This window comes from Dyella jiangningensis (genome assembly GCF_003264855.1).
Classification (GTDB): Bacteria; Pseudomonadota; Gammaproteobacteria; order Xanthomonadales; family Rhodanobacteraceae; genus Dyella; species Dyella jiangningensis_C.
Genome location: NZ_NFZS01000003.1, coordinates 22,012 through 38,723, shown reverse-complemented (window position 1 = coordinate 38,723; position 16,712 = coordinate 22,012). Strand labels below are relative to the sequence as shown.

Sequence of the window (16,712 nt, the reverse complement as noted above, 5' to 3'; positions counted from 1 at the left end):
TCCGCTGCCCGTACGCGTGCCTCGCGAGTACGCTTGCCCCGTATTGCTGAAGAACCATCCCGGAAAGGATCTATGCATATCAACCTGCCCACCTGGCTCACCTTGTTCCGCGTGCTCTTGCTGCCGGTCATGGTGCTGGTGTTCTACTGGCAGTTTCCGGGGCACAACATCACCGCCGCCACCGTCTTCCTGCTCGCCGCGATCACCGACTGGCTGGACGGCTATCTCGCGCGGCGCATGAACCTGACATCGGCATTCGGCGCCTTTCTCGATCCCGTCGCCGACAAGCTGATGGTCGCGGTGACGCTGTTCCTGCTGGTCGAATCGCATCGCGGCGGCTGGTCGGGCGTGGTGATGGCGATCACGGCGGCGATCATCGTGGGCCGCGAGATCAGCGTGTCCGCATTGCGCGAATGGATGGCCGAGATCGGCATGCGCGCCACCGTGAAAGTGGCTTTCATCGGCAAGCTCAAGACCGTCATGCAGATGGTGGCGTTGGTGGTGTTGATCGTGCAGCACGAGAAGAGCGCCGAAGCGCTGCGCCTGTACCACATCGGCGAGGTGCTGCTGGTGATCGCCGGCATCCTGACCATCTGGTCGGGCCTTTACTACCTGCGCGCGGCCTGGCCCAGCCTCAAGGGCGACGCCACCGGCCACGTCCGGAGCGACGACTGAACCCAATTCATGACAGGTGCTTGACGGGCGGCGATTAGCCATTACAATGCGCGACTCCGATGCGGGAATAGCTCAGTTGGTAGAGCACGACCTTGCCAAGGTCGGGGTCGCGAGTTCGAGTCTCGTTTCCCGCTCCAGATTCCGTTGATCGAGCATCGCGATCGACAAAAAAAGCGACCCTTGGGTCGCTTTTTTATTGCCTGCGTGAAGCCCGTGCCGCATGGACCGGCGACGCCCGTCGCCGGTCCTCATGCATCAATGCGTGTGCTTGCGATGCTCGATCGCCTGCTTGCGATAGAACGGGTAGCAGATGGCCAGCGCCATGAACCATATCGGCGTATAGATCAGACCCTGCAGGGTGTCGTCCTTCTGTGCGAACACCCACAGCACGAAGGCGAAGAACGCGAGCACCAGCCAGCACATCGCGACGCCACCGGGCATCTTGAAGATCGACGTGGCATGGCGCTCGGGGTGCAGCTTCCGGTAGCGCATGTACGCGATCATGATCAGCGACCACACGAAGATGAAGCAGATGCTGGAGATCGTGGTCACGATGGTAAACACCTTCATGACGTCGCCTTCCTGGTAAAGCAGGAACACGCCAATGAACAGCAGCGCGCAGGAATAGGCGAGACCATTGGCCGGCACGTTGTTGTTGCTCAGGCGGGCGAACGGCTTGGGACCGAGCCTGCCGGCGGAAAGGCCATACAGCATGCGGCCCGTCGAATAGATGCCGCTGTTCGCCGACGAGGTGGCCGAGGTCAGCACGACGAAATTGATCAGGCTGGCCGCGATCGGAATGCCGATCAGCATGAAGAGGTTGACGAACGGGCTGCGATCCGGCGCGACCTGGTTCCACGGCGTCACCGTCATGATCACCAGCAGGGCGAGCACGTAGAACACGATCACGCGGATCGGAATGGAATTGATCGCCTTGGGCAGCGTCTTCTCCGGATCGCGTGCTTCGGCCGACGCGGTACCGACCAGCTCGATGCCGACGAAAGCGAACACCGCGATCTGGAACGCCGCGAGGAAACCCGCGCCGCCATGCGGGAACCAGCCACCATTGCTCCACAGGTTCGACACCGCGGCCTTCGCGCCCGAGGGCGAGGTGAAGCCGATGGCGATCAGCACGATGCCGATGGCGATCAACGCCACGATGGCGATGATCTTGACCAGCGCGAACCAGAACTCGAGTTCGCCGAACAGCTTCACCGTCAGCAGGTTGAGGCCGAGCAGCAGCGAAATGCACACCGTGCCGGGCAGCCACAGCGGCACGCCGGGTGCCCAGAACTGGATGTAGCCGGTGATCGCGGCGATATCCGCGATGCCGGTGACCACCCAGCAGAACCAGTACGTCCAGCCGGTGAAGAAACCGGCGCAGGGACCGAGCAGGTCGTAGTTGAAGTCGACGAACGACTTGTAGTGCAGGTTGGACAGCAGCAGCTCGCCCATCGCACGCATCATGAAGAACAGCACGCTGCCGATGATCGCGTACGCGAAGATCACCGAGGGGCCGGCGAGGCTGATCGTCTTGCCCGAGCCCATGAACAGGCCGGTGCCGATGGCGCCGCCGATCGCGATCAACTGCAGGTGTCGGTTGCGCAGGTTGCGTTGCAGGTGGTGTTCCTGCGTGGCAGGCCCTACGGTGGTTTCGTGGGTCTTCATCGTCGGCACGATCCTCTTGGCGGCAGGGCGAAGCGGCCATCCTAAAGGATTCCCGCCGCACCTTGCCGGTGCGACAGGTCACAGGGCGTCATGGAAGATGATGCCCAGCGTATATCGCTGGCCGTTACGCAGGCGGCTGACCCCGTGGCGCATGGCCACGCGATAGGCGCCCCGCGCACCCTGCATCGGCCGATGGTTGACGGCGAAGACCACGGCATCGCCCTGGCGCAGCGGGACGACCTCCACCCGCGACTGCATGCGCGGTCGCTGTTCGGTGAGCACGAACTCGCCGCCTTCGAAGTCCCGTCCGGGCTCGGAGAGCAGGATGGCAACCTGCAGCGGGAACACGTGTTCGCCGTACAGGTCCTGGTGCAGGCAGTTGTAATCGTCCGGGCCGTAGCGCAGCAGCAAGGGCGTGGGCCGTGCCTGGCCGGCGTCGTGGCAGCGGGCGAGGAAATCGTCGAGGTTGCCCGGAAAGCGCGCCTCGATGCCCAGCCGTTCGTGCCACGCATTCGCCACCGATGCGAGCTTCGGATACAGGCGGCTCCGCAGCTGGGTCACCAGGGCGGGCAGCGGATAGTCGAAGTATTTGTATTCGCCGCGGCCAAACCCGTGTCGCGCCATCACCACGCGGCTGCGAAAACCGCGGTCCTGCGCGTAGCACGCCGCGAGGGAATGACACTGCTCCGGCGTGAGCAGGCCGGGCAGAAGGGCGCAGCCCGTCGTGTCCAGCCCGCGTGTGATCGCTGGCCAGTCGGCGTCGTGCAGGTATCGGTCGAGGGATGCTGGCATGTTCGTCATGGTCGTCGCTGTCGTCGCTGCAGCGGACCATGGTGGGCCTGTCTGTTGCCCGAAACACTCCGCTTCTTGCGATGGCGCCACGGCTTCTGGCGTCGGGCGATGGCGACGGGAAACCTGATGTCCTGCAGTCTGCCGGGGCGATGGTCGCAAGGGCTCGTCGCCATCCGCTTCGAGCACGTCACGCCGGCGGCTTGCGGTGTCGCGGGGACTTCAGCCGGCGATCGTGGTCCGCCAGCGCGCGGGCGTGGCGCCTTCCCACTGGCGGAACGCACGGTTGAAGGAGTTCAGCTCTTCGAAGCCGAGCAGGAACGCGATTTCGCCGACGTCCAGGTCGGTGGCATCCAGCAGGCGGCGGGCGAGCTGGTGGCGTACCTGGTCCAGCACCTGCTGGTAGCTGGTGCCGACCTCGCCGAGACGGCGCTGCAGGGTGCGCGGGCTCAGGTGTAATGCTTCGGCCACCTGTGCCATGCGCAGGTGGCCACCGCGCATGCCACGCGACAGCACGTTCCACACCTTGTCACGCAGCGGCGTGGCGGCCGTCTGCTCGCGCAATGAACCTTCCAGCACGGGAAGCAGGTCGGCCAGGTGGCCGTCATCCTGCGTGACGAAGGGAAGATCGAGATCGCTGCGCGCATAGACGATGCGATCCTGCGGCGCGTTGAAGCGAAGCTCGCAGCGGAAATGCGCATGCAGCAGGGTGCCATCGGCAGGACGCCGCGTCAGTTCGATGCGTCGCAGATGCAACGCGCGCCCCGTGCCGCGTTCCGCCAGCGCAAAATTGGAGGCGAACATGGCATCGACCAGCAGCCGCGGCGTGTGTCCCTCCGCGAGCATCCAGCGCATCGACACGGCCGCCTCGTCCCGGCCGAGTTCAACCACCACATCCTCCGGACAGGTGAGCCGCTTGTAGCGCGCCAGTTTGTCCAACGCACCACCGAGCGTGCCCGAATGCAGCGCGGCGGCCGTCACCATGTCGTACACCTCGGAGCGCGTGCCGTCGCCAAGCCGCAGGCCCAGCGACGGGTCCCGGCAGACGGCTTCCACCGCATGCCAGAACGCAAAGAACTGGGCGGTGGTGAGCATGGGCCGCGCTTCGGACATCAGGGCCCGCGGAAGGCCTGCATGGTCGAGCACCGCGGGCACATCCAGGTCGAGCGTGGCCATGCGCGCAAAGGCGCCACGACTGAGCGGAATCTGGTCGGCCCTCACGGTCGTGTGCTCCCTTGCGCGACTGGACAGGCGCTCAGATTACCGCCCGCAGCATGCGGTCGCGCTGCTCGGCGGCTTGTGGCGAACGGTCGAAGTCGGTCGAAAGACTGAGCTCGCGCCATTGCGCGTCTTCGGCAGCGACCTTGGCGGCCTGCTGGGCGGCCAGGTACACCGCATCCGAACCCAACAGCAGACGCAGCGGCGGCTGCTCGATGCCGGCGATGCTGAGGATGGCCGTGGCGGCCTTGGCGGGGTCGCCTGCTTCGTTGCCCGTGTGTTCCTTGCGCAGCGCCATCATCGGCGCGAGCACGGTGGCGTATTCCGATGTCTCGGCGGGCGCGAAGACCGTCATGGACGGGCCGCCCCAGTCCGTACGGAAACCACCGGGCTCGACCAGGGTGACCTTGATGCCGAACGCCGCGACCTCCTTCGCCAGCACTTCGGAAAAGCCTTCCACCGCCCACTTGGCGGACTGGTAGGCGCCCATGCCGGGCACGCCGATGCGCCCGCCGATCGAGGAGAACTGGATGATGTGCCCCGAGCGCTGGCGACGCAGTAGCGGAAGGGCGGCGCGGGTGACGTTCACGGTGCCGAAGAAGTTGGTTTCCATCTGGGCGCGGAAGTCCTCGTCGCTGCCTTCCTCGATGGTCGTCAGGTTGCCGTAGCCGGCATTGTTGACCAATACGTCCAGACGTCCAAACGCATCGATGGCGGCCTGCACGGCGTCCTGCGCGGCGCGGGCGTCGGTGACATCCAGCGCGACGGTGCGGACCCTGTCTCCGTAACGCACGACGAGGGCGTCCAGCTGCGCTGGCTGGCGGGCCGTGGCGATCAATCGATGGCCGGCGGCCAGAACGGCTTCCGCGAGCGCCTTGCCGAAGCCGCGCGAACTGCCGGTGATGAGCCATACCTGTGACATGGGAACCTCCAAGGGGTCTGTGGGTATGCAGACCTTAGGAGGCGGTCGGGGGCGGCCGGTAATCCGATTGCGCCAAAGTGATGGGGGCTGTCGAGACCCGGACGAGCCCCGAGAGGCGTGCGTCGCGTCACCAGGTCAGGTCGTCGGGCACCTTGAACTGGCTGTAATAGGCGTCGTCTTCGCTCTGCGTCGTCGTGTCGGACGGCTGGCCGTGGTCCAGTACGATGGCGGATGCATCACGTTCACGCACTTTCTCCGCGGCAAGGCGCGGCAGCAGTTCGTAGCCATCGCCCGAGCGGACGACCACCAGCGAACCCTTCGCCAGCTGCGTGCGCAGCGACTCGTTGACCAGCACACTGCGGCCATCGGTGAAGCGGTAGCTGATCTCGCCCTCGCGCTTCACCTTGCTGGCGTCGACGATCTGGCGGACCTGCGCCGCGAGCTCGCGCGCCCGGCTCTGCGCATTGCGTTCCGCGGCCAACGCGCGGTCGCGCTCGGCGCGCTCTGCCTGCAGGCGCTGCGCGTCGATCTTCTCTTCGGGCGCAGCCACCTGCGCCTTGCCCTGACGCTGCTTGGCCTGCTCGCGCGCGATCTGGTCCACCTTGCCCTTCTTGGCCAGGCCGGCTTTCAGCAGCTGTTCTTGGAGAGGATTGCGCATGTGGATCGGTCCGGTCGAACGTGACCTTCGATTGTAGCGCGCTTCGGACATGCGGCCCGGGACGAACACGGTGCGCTGACGATGCGCGTGGAAGATGAGCCTCCGGCGTAGGCAGCGCGGAGACCCGATTCACCGTGATACCCCATTTCAGCGACCATGCGGCCAATGAACGGACCTATCTCGCATGGGTGCGCACGGCCATCTCCGTGATGGCGTTCGGCTTCCTGCTGGAGCGGTTCGACATTTTTCTGCTGTTTACCTCGCGGGCCGCGACCCGGGTGACGGAGAACCTGCATACGCGGGCATCCCAATGGCTTGGGCTCGGCTTGCTGCTGGTCGGTGCGCTGATGATCGCAGGCGCAACGCTGCGCTATTACCGCAACCACAAGGCGATCGAAGCCGAAGCGTCATCCACCTACGGTGACACCTGGACCGCACGGGCAATGGCGGCGCTGCTGGTGATTCTGGCGATCTTCCTGACGCTCTATGTGGCCAGGCAGGTCGCAGCGCTGAGCTGAACCTGCGCACACAAACAAAAGCGGCGCCGTATCGCTACGGCGCCGTTTCGTGTTGCGGAGCAGGGTGGATCAGAGCGCTTCGAACACGCCCGCCGCACCCATGCCGGTGCCGATGCACATGGTCACCATGCCGTACTTCTGCTTGCGGCGGCGCATGCCGTGCAGCAGGGTGGCGGCGCGGATCGCACCGGTGGCGCCCAGCGGGTGTCCGAGCGCGATGGCGCCGCCCAGCGGGTTCACCTTGGAGGGATCCAGGCCGAGGTCGCCGATCACCGCGAGCGCCTGCGCGGCGAAGGCTTCGTTGAGCTCGATCCAGTCCAGCTGGTCCTTGGTCAGGCCGACCTGCTTGAGCGCCTTGGGAATCGCTTCCTTCGGGCCGATGCCCATCACTTCCGGCTTCACGCCCGCCACCGAGTAGCCGACGAAGCGGCCGATCGGGGTGAGGTTGAACTCCTTGATCGCCTTCTCGCTGGCCAGCAGCAGCGCGCCGGCGCCGTCGGACATCTGCGAGGAATTGCCGGCCGTCACGGAGCCGCCGAACTTGTCGTTGCGGAACACCGTGCGCAGCTTGCTCAGTACGTCTAGCGTGGTGCCGGCGCGTGGGCCTTCGTCGGTGTCGATCACGCGGCTGTCGGTGGTGATGCCGCGCGTGGCGAGGTCGGGGTAGTGATCATCGAGCTGGAACGGGGTGATCTCGTCCTTGAACTCGCCGGCAGCGATGGCGGCCAGCGCGCGGCGATGGCTTTCCACCGCGAAGGCGTCCTGCTGCTCGCGGGTGACCTTCCACTGCTCGGCCACCTTCTCGGCCGTGATGCCCATGCCGTAGGCGATGGCCACGTCTTCCTTATTGGCGAAGATCGCGGGGTTCATCGCGATCTTGTGGCCCATCATGGGCACCATGCTCATGCTCTCGGTGCCGGCAGCGATCATCAGGTCGGCGACGCCGAGCTGGATGCGATCGGCGGCCATCGCAATGGCCTGCACGCCGGAGGAGCAGAAGCGGTTGATGGTGACGCCTGGCACCGTGTACGGCAGGCCGGCCAGCAGCGAGCCGATGCGCGCGACGTTCATGCCTTGCTCGGCTTCCGGCATGGCGCAGCCGACGATCACGTCTTCGATGCGATGCGGATCGATGCCCGGGGCCTGCGCCATCACGGCGCGGATCACGTGGGCGAGCATGTCGTCCGGACGGGTGTTGCGGAACACGCCACGCGGCGCCTTGCCGACCGGCGTGCGGGTGGCGGCGACGATGTAGGCGTCTTGCACTTGCTTGGTCATGGTTTTTGCTCCGTGGCGTCGCGCGTGATTCGCTGCGACGCACTTTGGTTTTTGATCGTCATCCCGGCGTAGGCCGGGATCCAGGAATGCGGCGACTGGATTCCGGCCTGCGCCGGAATGACGAGCCTTTAGTTACGCAGCGGCTTGCCGGTGGTCATGGTGTGCGCGATGCGGGCCTGGGTCTTCTCGGTCTTGGCCAGTTCCACGAAGTGCTTGCGCTCCAGCGCGAGCAACCACTCCTCGTCGACCTGCGAACCGCGCTCGATCTTGCCGCCGCACAGCGTGTCCGCGATGCGCGTGGCGATCGCCACGTCATGCGGCGAGGCGAAGTAGCCCTCGGCGAGGTTGGCGAGCGACGCCTGGAACGTGGCGGTACCCACGTCGCCGGCGACCGGGATGTTGCGGGCCATCATCGGCGGACGCCAGCCGCTTTCGGCCAGCGAAAGCGCGACCTTCTTGGCGACGTACAGCAACTCGTAGGCGTTGAACACGACCACGTCGCTGTCGCGCAGCAGGCCCAGCTGCCTGGCTTCCAGGGCGCTGCCGGACACCTTGGCCATGGCGACCGTCTCGAACACCTTCTTCAGCGATTCGAACGGATCTTCCGGGTTCGCCTTGGCGGCGCGCACGGCCAGTTCATGCAGGCCGCCACCGGCCGGCAGCAGGCCGACGCCGGCCTCGACCAGGCCGATGTAGCTTTCCAGCGCAGCCACGGTGCGAGCCGAGTGCATCTGGAATTCGCAGCCGCCACCGAGGGCGAGGCCGCGCACCGCCGACACCACCGGCACCAGTGAGTGCTTGATGCGCATGCTGGTGGCCTGGAAGTTGGCGACCATCTTTTCGAAGTCGTCGAACTTGCCGGCCTGCAGCAGGCCCAGCGCGCCCTTGAGGTCGGCACCGGCCGAGAACGGCTCGCCGGTCTGCCAGATCACCACGGCCTTGAGCTGCTGCTCGGCGACGTCGATCGCCTGCTGCACGCCGTCGAGCACGGCATCGTTGACCGTGTTCATCTTGGTCTTGAACGAGATGATGCCCACGCCGTCGTCGCCCAGCGTCCACAGGCGCACGCCCTCGTTCTCCCACACCGTGGTGCCCTGGTCGAACTTCTCGCCCAGGATCGGATCGGGGAACAGCTGACGCTGGTAGACCGGGTGCTGTGAGCGCGGCTTGTTCTTGCCTTCGGCGGCGGACCAGGAACCGTCCTTGCCGTGCACGCCACTGCGGCCGTCGGTAACCCACGCCGGCAGCGGTGCCTTGCTCATGGCCTTGCCGGCGGCGATGTCCTCGGCGATCCAGCCGGCCACCTGCTGCCAGCCAGCGGCCTGCCAGGTCTCGAACGGACCGAGCTTCCAGCCGTATCCCCAGCGGATGGCGAAGTCGACGTCGCGCGCGGTGTCGGCGATGTCGGCCAGGTGATAGGCGCTGTAGTGGAACAGGTCGCGGAAGGTCGCCCACAGGAACTGCGCCTGCGGATCGCTGGAAGCGCGCAGCTTGCCGAACTTCTCGGCCGGGTCCTTGATGGCGAGGATCGCGGACACCTCGTCCGACGCCTTCTGCTCGGACGCACGGTAGTCCTGCTTGGCCACGTCGAGCACGACGATGTCCTTGCCGGCCTTGCGGTAGAAACCTGCGCCGGTCTTCTGGCCCAGCGCGCCCTTCTCGATCAGGGCGGTGAGCCACACCGGCGCCTTGAAGTATTCGTGCCACGGATCGTCGGCCAGCGTATCGGCCATGGTCTTGATCACGTGCGCCATGGTGTCCAGGCCCACCACGTCCGCCGTGCGGTAGGTAGCACTCTTGGGACGGCCCACGGCCGGGCCGGTCAGCGCGTCGACCACGTCGAAGCCCAGGCCGAACTGCTGCGTGTGATGCATGGTGGCCAGCATCGAGAACACGCCGATGCGGTTGCCGATGAAGTTCGGCGTGTCCTTGGCGTACACCACGCCCTTGCCGAGCGCGGTGGTAAGGAACGCCTCGAGGCCTTCCAGCACGTTCTTGTCAGTGAGCTTCGTGGGGATCAGCTCGACCAGGTGCATGTAGCGCGGCGGGTTGAAGAAATGCACGCCGCTGAAGCGGTGGCGCATGTCTTCCGGCAGCGCCTCGGCCAGGCCGTTGATCGACAGGCCCGAGGTGTTGGACGCGATCACCGCGGTCGGCGAAAGATGCGAAGCGATCTTCTTGTAGAGATCCAGCTTCCAGTCCATCCGTTCGGCGATCGCTTCGATCACCAAGTCCACGTCCTTCAGATGCTCCAGATCCTCGTCATAGTTGGCGGGGATGATCGCGCCGGCGATGGTCTTGTCGGCCAGCGGGGCAGGCGAGAGCTTCTGCAGGTTGGCGATGGCCTTCAGGGCGATGCCACTCTTGGGACCTTCCTTGGCGGCCAGGTCGAACAGCACGGTTTCGACGCCGGCATTGGTCAGGTGCGCGGCGATCTGCGCGCCCATGACGCCGGCGCCGAGCACCGCAGCCTTGCGGATGCGCAGCGCTGCCTTGGGTGTGGATGGAGCGGTCATTGGTTTCTCCGTAGTGCAGGACACAGGAAGGTGAAGCGGGTGGCCGTGATCGGCCGAGGGTGTTCGGACACCGGGATCAAGGGGACTTGAGACCGGCGGCGGCGAAGCGGATCAGGTGCTGGGCGGTCTGCTCACGATGCACGTGCTCGGTGACATCGCTTTTTCGCTGGATCATGCCGAAGCCGGACATGGCATGGGTCAGGGCGCCGGTCACCAGGTCGACGCGCCAGTACAGCTCCTCCTTGCTCAGGTGGGGCAGCAGGCGGGCGAACTCCGCGGTGAACTGGCGCATGACATGGCCGTAGTTGTCCGACAGGAACTTGCGCAGGGTGTCATCGTGCTCGGCGAACGCTCGCGCCAGCACACGCATGAAAAGGGAACCGTTGCCATCGTGGGAAAGCTCCAGTGCAGGCACGATGAAGGCAGCCAGTACCTGCTCGATGGTGGTGTCGGGTTCGCCGGCGACCTTCTGCAGGGCGGCCATGCGGCGGCTGTTCAACTGATCCAGACGGCGCCGGAAGACCTCTTCGATCAGGCGATCCTTCGAGCCGAAGTGGTAGTTCACTGCGGCGAGATTGACCCCGGCGGCCGCCGTGAGCTGGCGTAGGGAGGCGCCCTCGAAGCCATGCCTGGCGAACAGTTCCTCGGCGGCGCCGAGGATGCGTTCCTTGGTCGGCAGGGCGGCGTGCGATGCTGACATGGTCGGTGACCCTGGAATCAAACGATCGTTTGAGGATACGCGGGTCGATTTGCGCCCGTCAAACGATCGTTGGACTGGTGCGCGGGCGGGCCTGCGCGCGACTTGCGTATCAGTTAGAATCTGTCAAACTTTCGTGAGCTAAATCCGCATATTGACGCCGGATTTGGCGTAATTTGCCGGCAAAGACCGGCCCGCCCACTCAGATACCAGTTTTCCCGGAGCAGACTCATGGCGCTGGAGCGCACCCTTTCCATCATCAAGCCCGACGCCGTTGCCAAGAACGTGATCGGTGAAATCTACGCTCGCTTCGAAAAGGCCGGCCTCAAGGTCGTTGCCGCCAAGATGAAGCACCTGTCGCGCCAGGAAGCCGAAGGCTTCTACGCCGTGCACAAGGAGCGTCCGTTCTTCAAGGCGCTGGTCGAGTTCATGATCTCCGGTCCGGTGATGATCCAGGCGCTGGAAGGCGAGAACGCCATCCTCAAGAACCGCGAGCTGATGGGCGCCACCAACCCGAAGGACGCTGCGCCGGGCACGATCCGCGCCGACTTCGCCGACTCCATCGACGCGAACGCGGTGCATGGTTCCGACGCTGCCGACACGGCTGCCGTCGAGATCGCGTACTTCTTCGCGACGACGGAAATCTTTTCAAGGTAAGTGCGTTCATCCATGAACGCGGGAATCAAGAAGCGGCCATCCATGGCCGCACTCTCCACGAAAACCGCGTTCCATCGGATGGCGAAAGGAAATAGAGGGCGGCCTCGCGCCGCAAAATGAAGATGACTGACCAGGCCGTATCCACCACCACCGACAAGGTCAACCTGCTCGACTTCGATCGCCAGGGCCTGCGTGATTTCTTCGCGCAGCTGGGCGAGAAGCCGTATCGCGCCGAGCAGGTGATGAAGTGGATCTACCACCGCCTGGAAGACAACTTCGAAAACATGACTGACGTCGGCAAGGCGCTTCGGGCAAAGCTCGAAGCGTCGTGCTATGTCGGCCCGCCGAAGACCCTGTTCGACAAGGGCGCTGCCGACGGCACGCACAAGTGGCTGCTCGGCATGGATGGCGGCAACGCCATCGAGGCGGTGTACATCCCCGAGCCCACCCGCGGCACGCTGTGCGTGTCCTCGCAGGTCGGCTGCGGCCTCAACTGCCAGTTCTGCTCCACCGCGACGCAGGGCTTCAACCGCAACCTCTCCACCGCCGAAGTCATCGGCCAGATGTGGGTGGCGGCCAAATACCTCGGCAACGTCACGCACCAGAACCGTCGCATCACCAACGTGGTGATGATGGGCATGGGCGAGCCGCTGCTGAACTTCGACAACGTGACCCGCGCCATGAGCCTTATGCGCGACGATCTGGGCTTCGGCCTGGCGTCCAAGCGCGTCACCCTGTCGACCGCCGGCCTGGTGCCGATGATCGACAAGCTGTCGGAAACCATCGACGTGTCGCTGGCCGTGTCGCTGCACGCCGCCAACGACGAGCTGCGCACCGAACTGGTGCCGCTCAACAAGCGCTACCCGATCGCCGAGTTGATGGCTGCCTGTCAGCGCTGGCTGGATCGCAAGCCGCGCACGTCGATCACCTTCGAGTACACCCTGATGAAGGGTGTCAATGACCAGCCGGAGCACGCCCGCCAGCTCATCAAGCTGATGCGCCGCCTGCCCACCTGCAAGGTCAACCTGATTCCGTTCAATCCTTTTCCTGGCACGCGTTTCGAGCGCTCGGACGCCGAAACGATCCGCGCCTTCCAGACCCAGTTGCTCAATGCCAACGTGCTGACCATGCTGCGCCGCACCCGCGGTGACGACATCGATGCGGCATGTGGCCAGCTCAAGGGGCAGGTATTGGATCGCACCCGTCGCCAGGCCGAATTTCGCAAGCGTCTGGACGAGGGGGCGAGTCATGCGGCTTGATCGAATCCTGTGGGGCGTCGGCCTGGCCGGCGCGCTGACAGGCTGCGTTACCACCACGACCACCGATGCCGGTGGCGTGTCGACGAAGATTCCGCGCACGACCAAGGCGGAGCAGCGCGAGGACGGGGCGCGCATCCATACCCAGCTTGGCCAGCAGTACATGGAAAACGGCGACCTGCAGGACGCCATGGTCAAGCTCAACAAGGCGCTGGAATTCGATCCCAACTACGTGCCAGCGCACACGGTCCTCGCCGTGGTGTACGAGCGCATCAATGACATGCCCAACGCGGAGCTGCACTACCGCAAGGCACAGGCGCTGGCGCCCACCAAGGGTGACACCAACAACAACCTCGGCTGGTTCCTGTGCAACCGGGAAGGCAAGTCGGCCGAGGCCATGCCGTACTTCCAGAAGGCCGTGGCGGACCCGTTCTACCAGACGCCTTCGCTGGCCTGGACCAACGCCGGCACCTGCCTGGCGCGCGGCCGGGATTTCGCCGGCGCGGAGGTGGACTTCCGCAAGGCCATCGAGATCGATCCGCAGAACGCCCAGGCGTTGTACCAGCTCGCCAACGTGCTTTATCTTCAGAACGATGCGTTCCGTGCACGTGCCTTTATCCAGCGCTTCGACGCGCTGGGTCAGCCGAGTGCGGCGGCGCTGAAGCTTGGTCACGACATCGAATCACGGTTGGGCAACAAGGATGCTGCTCTCAACTACAGCAGGCGACTGCAAAGCCAGTTCCCGGATTCGGAACAGGCGCGCGCCCTCGACGCAACCGCACGCCAATGACATCCCAGCAGTCAAACACGGCCAACAGCGGCAACCGAGCATTCCCTTTTACCGACGTACCCGACGCCACCATGGATACGGAACATTCTTCGCTGGAAACGACCCACGCCAGGCTGGGTAGCCGCTTGCGCGCCGCGCGCGAGGCACGCGGCCTGGATGTGGAAACCTGCGCGCATGCGCTGCGTCTCCCGGCGAAGGTGTTGCGCCAGATCGAGGGCAACGAGTACGAAGGCATCGATTACCAGGTCTACCTGGGCGGCTACCTCACCAAGTACGCGCGCTATCTCGGCGTGGACGAATCGGAGGTGAAGGGCGAGCTGGAGCGCATCAAGCCAAGCCAGCCGACCCTGGTGGCCACCGGCGGCATGTCGCACTCGCGCTACCTGCTTGAGCACTATGCTCGCGCCGCTACCTACGTGGTGCTGACCGCAGCCATCGTGGTGCCCACGATCTGGCTCGGCGTGCGCGGCACGCTCGATCGCGACGTGAGCCACCTGGCACCGCTCGATGCGGCCCCGGTTGCACAGGTCGACGCGCCCGTCAGCGCGTCGTCGACGGCCCCGGCAGCAACGCCCGCCGCCGAAGCCAAGCTTGCGGACGCGACCGGCAGTGCCGGTTCCGCCACCCCGGCCTCACAGCCGCCGGCCACCACGCCGGTGGCGCAGCCGCAGGAGCAGCAGCCGCTCATGGCCTCCATGGCGCCGTTCCCCAGTCTAGGAGGCGACACGGCCCGCAGCGCGCCGCAGCCGACGTCCGCCGACGCGGCGGTCGGCAACGGTGCCCATAGCCTGGTGCTGAGCCTGCAGGGCGCCAGCTGGGTGGAAGTTACCGCCAAGGATGGATCCCGTCTCGAGTATGGTCTGCTGCCCGCTGGCAGTTCCAAGACCTACCACAGCGATCAGCCGCTGGAAGTGCGTATCGGCAACGCCAATGGCGCGCAGGTCATGCTGGATGGCCAGCCCATGGCGCTGGACAGCTATCGTCGCTCCAACGTCGCCCACTTCCGCGTCGAAGTGCGTGACGGCAAGGCCTCGCCGGCTGGCGCCTGATGCTCACGCCGGACCTGTGCGGTCCGGCGCAATCGGTTATGCTTGCCCATTGTCCGCCCGTCAGCGTGCGGACCATGGGCTGATTTCTTTTTTCCGTACGTCAGGCGCTTCGAAAGTGCTTTCGGCGCGCGGTTTCCAAAGGTGATTGCATGGCTTTTGAAGAATACGACGAATTCGAACAGAGCGAACGCGTACAGCAGTGGTTGCGCCAGAACGGCCTGTCCATCGTCGTCGGCATTGCCATCGGTCTCGTCGGCATCTTCGGCTGGCAGCAGTGGAACAAGCACAAGGCCGACCATCAGTCGGAAGCCGCCAATCTCTATCAGCAGGTGCAGGATGCCGCGGCTGCCGGCAAGTCCGATAGCGCCGACTCGCTGACCGAGCAGTTGCTCAAGGACTACACCGATACGTCCTATGCCACGTTCGCCGCGGGCGACCGCGCGCAGCGCCAGGTTCAGGCCAAGCAGCTCGACAAGGCACTCGAATCGCTCAGCTGGGCCGAGAGCCATGCCGGTGACGCCAACCTGAAGGCCCTCATGCAGTTGCGCACCGCCCGGGTGCTGCTGGCACAGGGCAAGGGCGCCGATGCGCTGGCGGCCCTCGATCGCATGCCCGCCAAGAGCTATGAAGGCGTCGGGCAGGAACTACGCGGCGATGTGCTGGTCAAGCTTGGGCGTCCGGACGATGCCCGCAAGGCATACGAAGCCGCCAAGGCGGCGCTGGGCGAGAACGCGCCTCAGAGCGTGCAGATGAAAATCGATGATCTGGCCGTGGCCGGGAAGCAGGGTGCATGAAACCTGAAGTGAAGAAGCACGGTGCGATGAAGCGCGTGTGGATGGTGGCGTTGACCTCGCTGGTCGTGCTCGCCGGCTGCCACTCCTTCAAGAAGGAAAACGTCCAGCCGCCGACGCCGCTGGCCAAGGATTTCAAGCCGACGGTGCAGGTCACCAAGCTGTGGACCAGCAGCGTGGGCGATGGCGCCGGCGACAGCGGCGTGCGCCTGCGTCCCGCATTCGCCGATGGCGTGCTGTACGCCTGCAGTACCGACGGCAAGATCGCCGCGTTCGACGCCGCCAGCGGCAAGACGCTGTGGAGCAAGAGTTCGCGCACCCAGGGCTGGTTCGGCTGGGGCGACAAGAAGCGCGCCGACGCGCTGTACGCCGGCGGCCCGGCCGCGGCCGGCGACCTCGTCGTGGTGGGCACGCTCGATGGCCACATCTACGGCATCAATGCAAAGGACGGCAGTCCGCGTTGGGAGTCGGTGGTCAATTCCGAGGTGATTTCCGCGCCGGTGATCTCCGGCAATCTGGTGGTCGCCCGCACCCAGGATGGCCGTCTGTACGGCTTCGACAGCAGCAACGGCGAGCGTCGCTGGGTCTATGACCAGGACACCGTGCCGCTGCTGAGCCTGCGCGGCAACGGTCCGCTGATGGTCGCCAACGGCGTGGTGTTCTATGGCAGCGATGCCGGCAAGCTGGTGGCGTTGCGCCTGGACAACGGCGAGAAGCTGTGGGAACAGTCGCTTGCCAGCGGTGAAGGCCGCACCGAGATCGAGCGCCTGAGCGATGCCGATGGCTCCATCCTGCTCCAGGGCAACACGCTGTACAGCGCCGCCTACCACGGCAACCTCGCCGCGGTGGATGGCCCCAGCGGTCGCCCGCTGTGGAGTCGCCCGTTCTCCACGTTCACCTCGCTGGACGTCAACAACAACGCGATCTACGGCGTCAACGACGACTCGCAGGTGTGGGCGTTCGACAAGAACGGCGGCGCCGACATGTGGAAGAACGATTCGCTCAAGTATCGCTGGCTGACCGGCCCGGCGGTGCAGGGCGACTATGTCGTCGTGGGCGACCTGGAAGGCTACGTGCATTGGCTGCAGACCGGCGACGGTGCATTGGCCGGCCGTGAACGCCTGTCCAAGAAAGCCATCCGTGCCCAGCCGCTGGTGGTGGGCGACACCGTGTACGTCGAAGACGTGAAGGGCCGCATCGGCGCTTACCGTCTCGGCGCGCGCTGATCGC

16 protein-coding genes and 1 tRNA gene are annotated in these 16,712 nt (G+C 65.4%); 9 read left to right on the top strand and 8 right to left on the bottom strand.

Going from position 1 to position 16,712, the window contains the following annotated elements; genetic code table 11:
* The first annotated feature begins 72 nt into the window (after positions 1-72).
* Positions 73-675 (top strand): CDP-diacylglycerol--glycerol-3-phosphate 3-phosphatidyltransferase, encoded by a 603-nt coding sequence (gene pgsA / locus CA260_RS11965; RefSeq protein ID WP_111983323.1) that lies wholly within the window; start codon positions 73-75, stop codon positions 673-675.
* A gap of 61 nt (positions 676-736) precedes the next feature.
* Positions 737-812: transfer RNA gene (locus CA260_RS11960), tRNA-Gly, on the top strand.
* A gap of 118 nt (positions 813-930) precedes the next feature.
* Here CA260_RS11960 and cycA read toward each other — a convergent pair.
* The 5 genes from cycA to CA260_RS11935 all read right to left on the bottom strand — a co-directional run bounded on the left by cycA (position 931) and on the right by CA260_RS11935 (position 5,930).
* Positions 931-2,343 (bottom strand): D-serine/D-alanine/glycine transporter, encoded by a 1,413-nt coding sequence (gene cycA, locus CA260_RS11955; RefSeq protein WP_111983322.1) that lies wholly within the window; start codon positions 2,341-2,343, stop codon positions 931-933.
* A 78-nt stretch (positions 2,344-2,421) separates the two neighbouring features.
* The gene (locus tag CA260_RS11950; RefSeq protein WP_111983321.1) at positions 2,422-3,144 is read right to left on the bottom strand and encodes a 2OG-Fe(II) oxygenase; all 723 of its coding nucleotides are present in this window, start codon (positions 3,142-3,144) and stop codon (positions 2,422-2,424) included.
* Positions 3,145-3,354: 210 nt separating this feature from the next.
* On the bottom strand, positions 3,355-4,353 hold the full coding sequence (locus CA260_RS11945) for an AraC family transcriptional regulator (RefSeq protein WP_202864090.1): 999 nt from the start codon (positions 4,351-4,353) through the stop codon (positions 3,355-3,357).
* 34 nt (positions 4,354-4,387) lie between these two features.
* Positions 4,388-5,272: an oxidoreductase gene (locus CA260_RS11940; protein ID WP_111983320.1), complete on the bottom strand. Its 885-nt coding sequence runs from the start codon at positions 5,270-5,272 to the stop codon at positions 4,388-4,390.
* Between the two features lie 127 nt (positions 5,273-5,399).
* Positions 5,400-5,930: a DUF2058 domain-containing protein gene (locus CA260_RS11935; RefSeq protein ID WP_111983319.1), complete on the bottom strand. Its 531-nt coding sequence runs from the start codon at positions 5,928-5,930 to the stop codon at positions 5,400-5,402.
* 134 nt (positions 5,931-6,064) lie between these two features.
* On the opposite strand from CA260_RS11935, the gene CA260_RS11930 reads away from it, so the two are divergent.
* Positions 6,065-6,448 carry a YidH family protein gene (locus CA260_RS11930; protein ID WP_111983318.1) on the top strand — a complete coding sequence of 128 codons (384 nt, stop codon included), beginning with the start codon at positions 6,065-6,067 and terminating at the stop codon, positions 6,446-6,448.
* Between the two features lie 69 nt (positions 6,449-6,517).
* On the opposite strand, the gene CA260_RS11925 is transcribed toward CA260_RS11930, so the two are convergent.
* From CA260_RS11925 to CA260_RS11915, 3 genes are all read right to left on the bottom strand, one after another.
* Entirely contained in the window at positions 6,518-7,726 is a 1,209-nt protein-coding gene (locus CA260_RS11925; protein ID WP_111983317.1) for an acetyl-CoA C-acyltransferase, read from the bottom strand.
* Between the two features lie 128 nt (positions 7,727-7,854).
* On the bottom strand, positions 7,855-10,242 hold the full coding sequence (locus tag CA260_RS11920) for a 3-hydroxyacyl-CoA dehydrogenase/enoyl-CoA hydratase family protein (RefSeq protein ID WP_111983316.1): 2,388 nt from the start codon (positions 10,240-10,242) through the stop codon (positions 7,855-7,857).
* A gap of 76 nt (positions 10,243-10,318) precedes the next feature.
* A complete protein-coding gene (locus tag CA260_RS11915) occupies positions 10,319-10,942 on the bottom strand; it encodes a TetR/AcrR family transcriptional regulator (protein WP_111983315.1) in 624 nt (207 codons plus the stop codon).
* Positions 10,943-11,170: 228 nt separating this feature from the next.
* Here CA260_RS11915 and ndk point away from each other — a divergent pair, with 228 nt between their 5' ends.
* The 6 genes from ndk (at position 11,171) to bamB (ending at position 16,708) form a co-directional block, all read left to right on the top strand.
* Positions 11,171-11,596, top strand: a complete 426-nt coding sequence (gene ndk, locus CA260_RS11910) for a nucleoside-diphosphate kinase (RefSeq protein WP_111983314.1) — start codon at positions 11,171-11,173, stop codon at positions 11,594-11,596.
* Between the two features lie 116 nt (positions 11,597-11,712).
* A complete protein-coding gene (gene rlmN / locus CA260_RS11905) occupies positions 11,713-12,855 on the top strand; it encodes a 23S rRNA (adenine(2503)-C(2))-methyltransferase RlmN (protein ID WP_425479742.1) in 1,143 nt (380 codons plus the stop codon).
* Positions 12,845-13,642, top strand: coding sequence for a type IV pilus biogenesis/stability protein PilW (pilW, locus tag CA260_RS11900; RefSeq protein WP_111983313.1), 798 nt, complete (start codon positions 12,845-12,847; stop codon positions 13,640-13,642). Before rlmN ends, pilW begins: the two co-directional genes overlap by 11 nt.
* On the top strand, positions 13,639-14,691 hold the full coding sequence (locus CA260_RS11895; RefSeq protein ID WP_111983312.1) for a helix-turn-helix domain-containing protein: 1,053 nt from the start codon (positions 13,639-13,641) through the stop codon (positions 14,689-14,691). The genes pilW and CA260_RS11895 overlap by 4 nt, the downstream gene beginning before the upstream one ends.
* Positions 14,692-14,840: 149 nt before the next feature.
* On the top strand, positions 14,841-15,485 hold the full coding sequence (locus tag CA260_RS11890; RefSeq protein ID WP_111983311.1) for a YfgM family protein: 645 nt from the start codon (positions 14,841-14,843) through the stop codon (positions 15,483-15,485).
* Positions 15,482-16,708 (top strand): outer membrane protein assembly factor BamB, encoded by a 1,227-nt coding sequence (gene bamB / locus CA260_RS11885; protein ID WP_172461824.1) that lies wholly within the window; start codon positions 15,482-15,484, stop codon positions 16,706-16,708. Before CA260_RS11890 ends, bamB begins: the two co-directional genes overlap by 4 nt.
* The last annotated feature ends 4 nt before the right edge of the window (positions 16,709-16,712 follow it).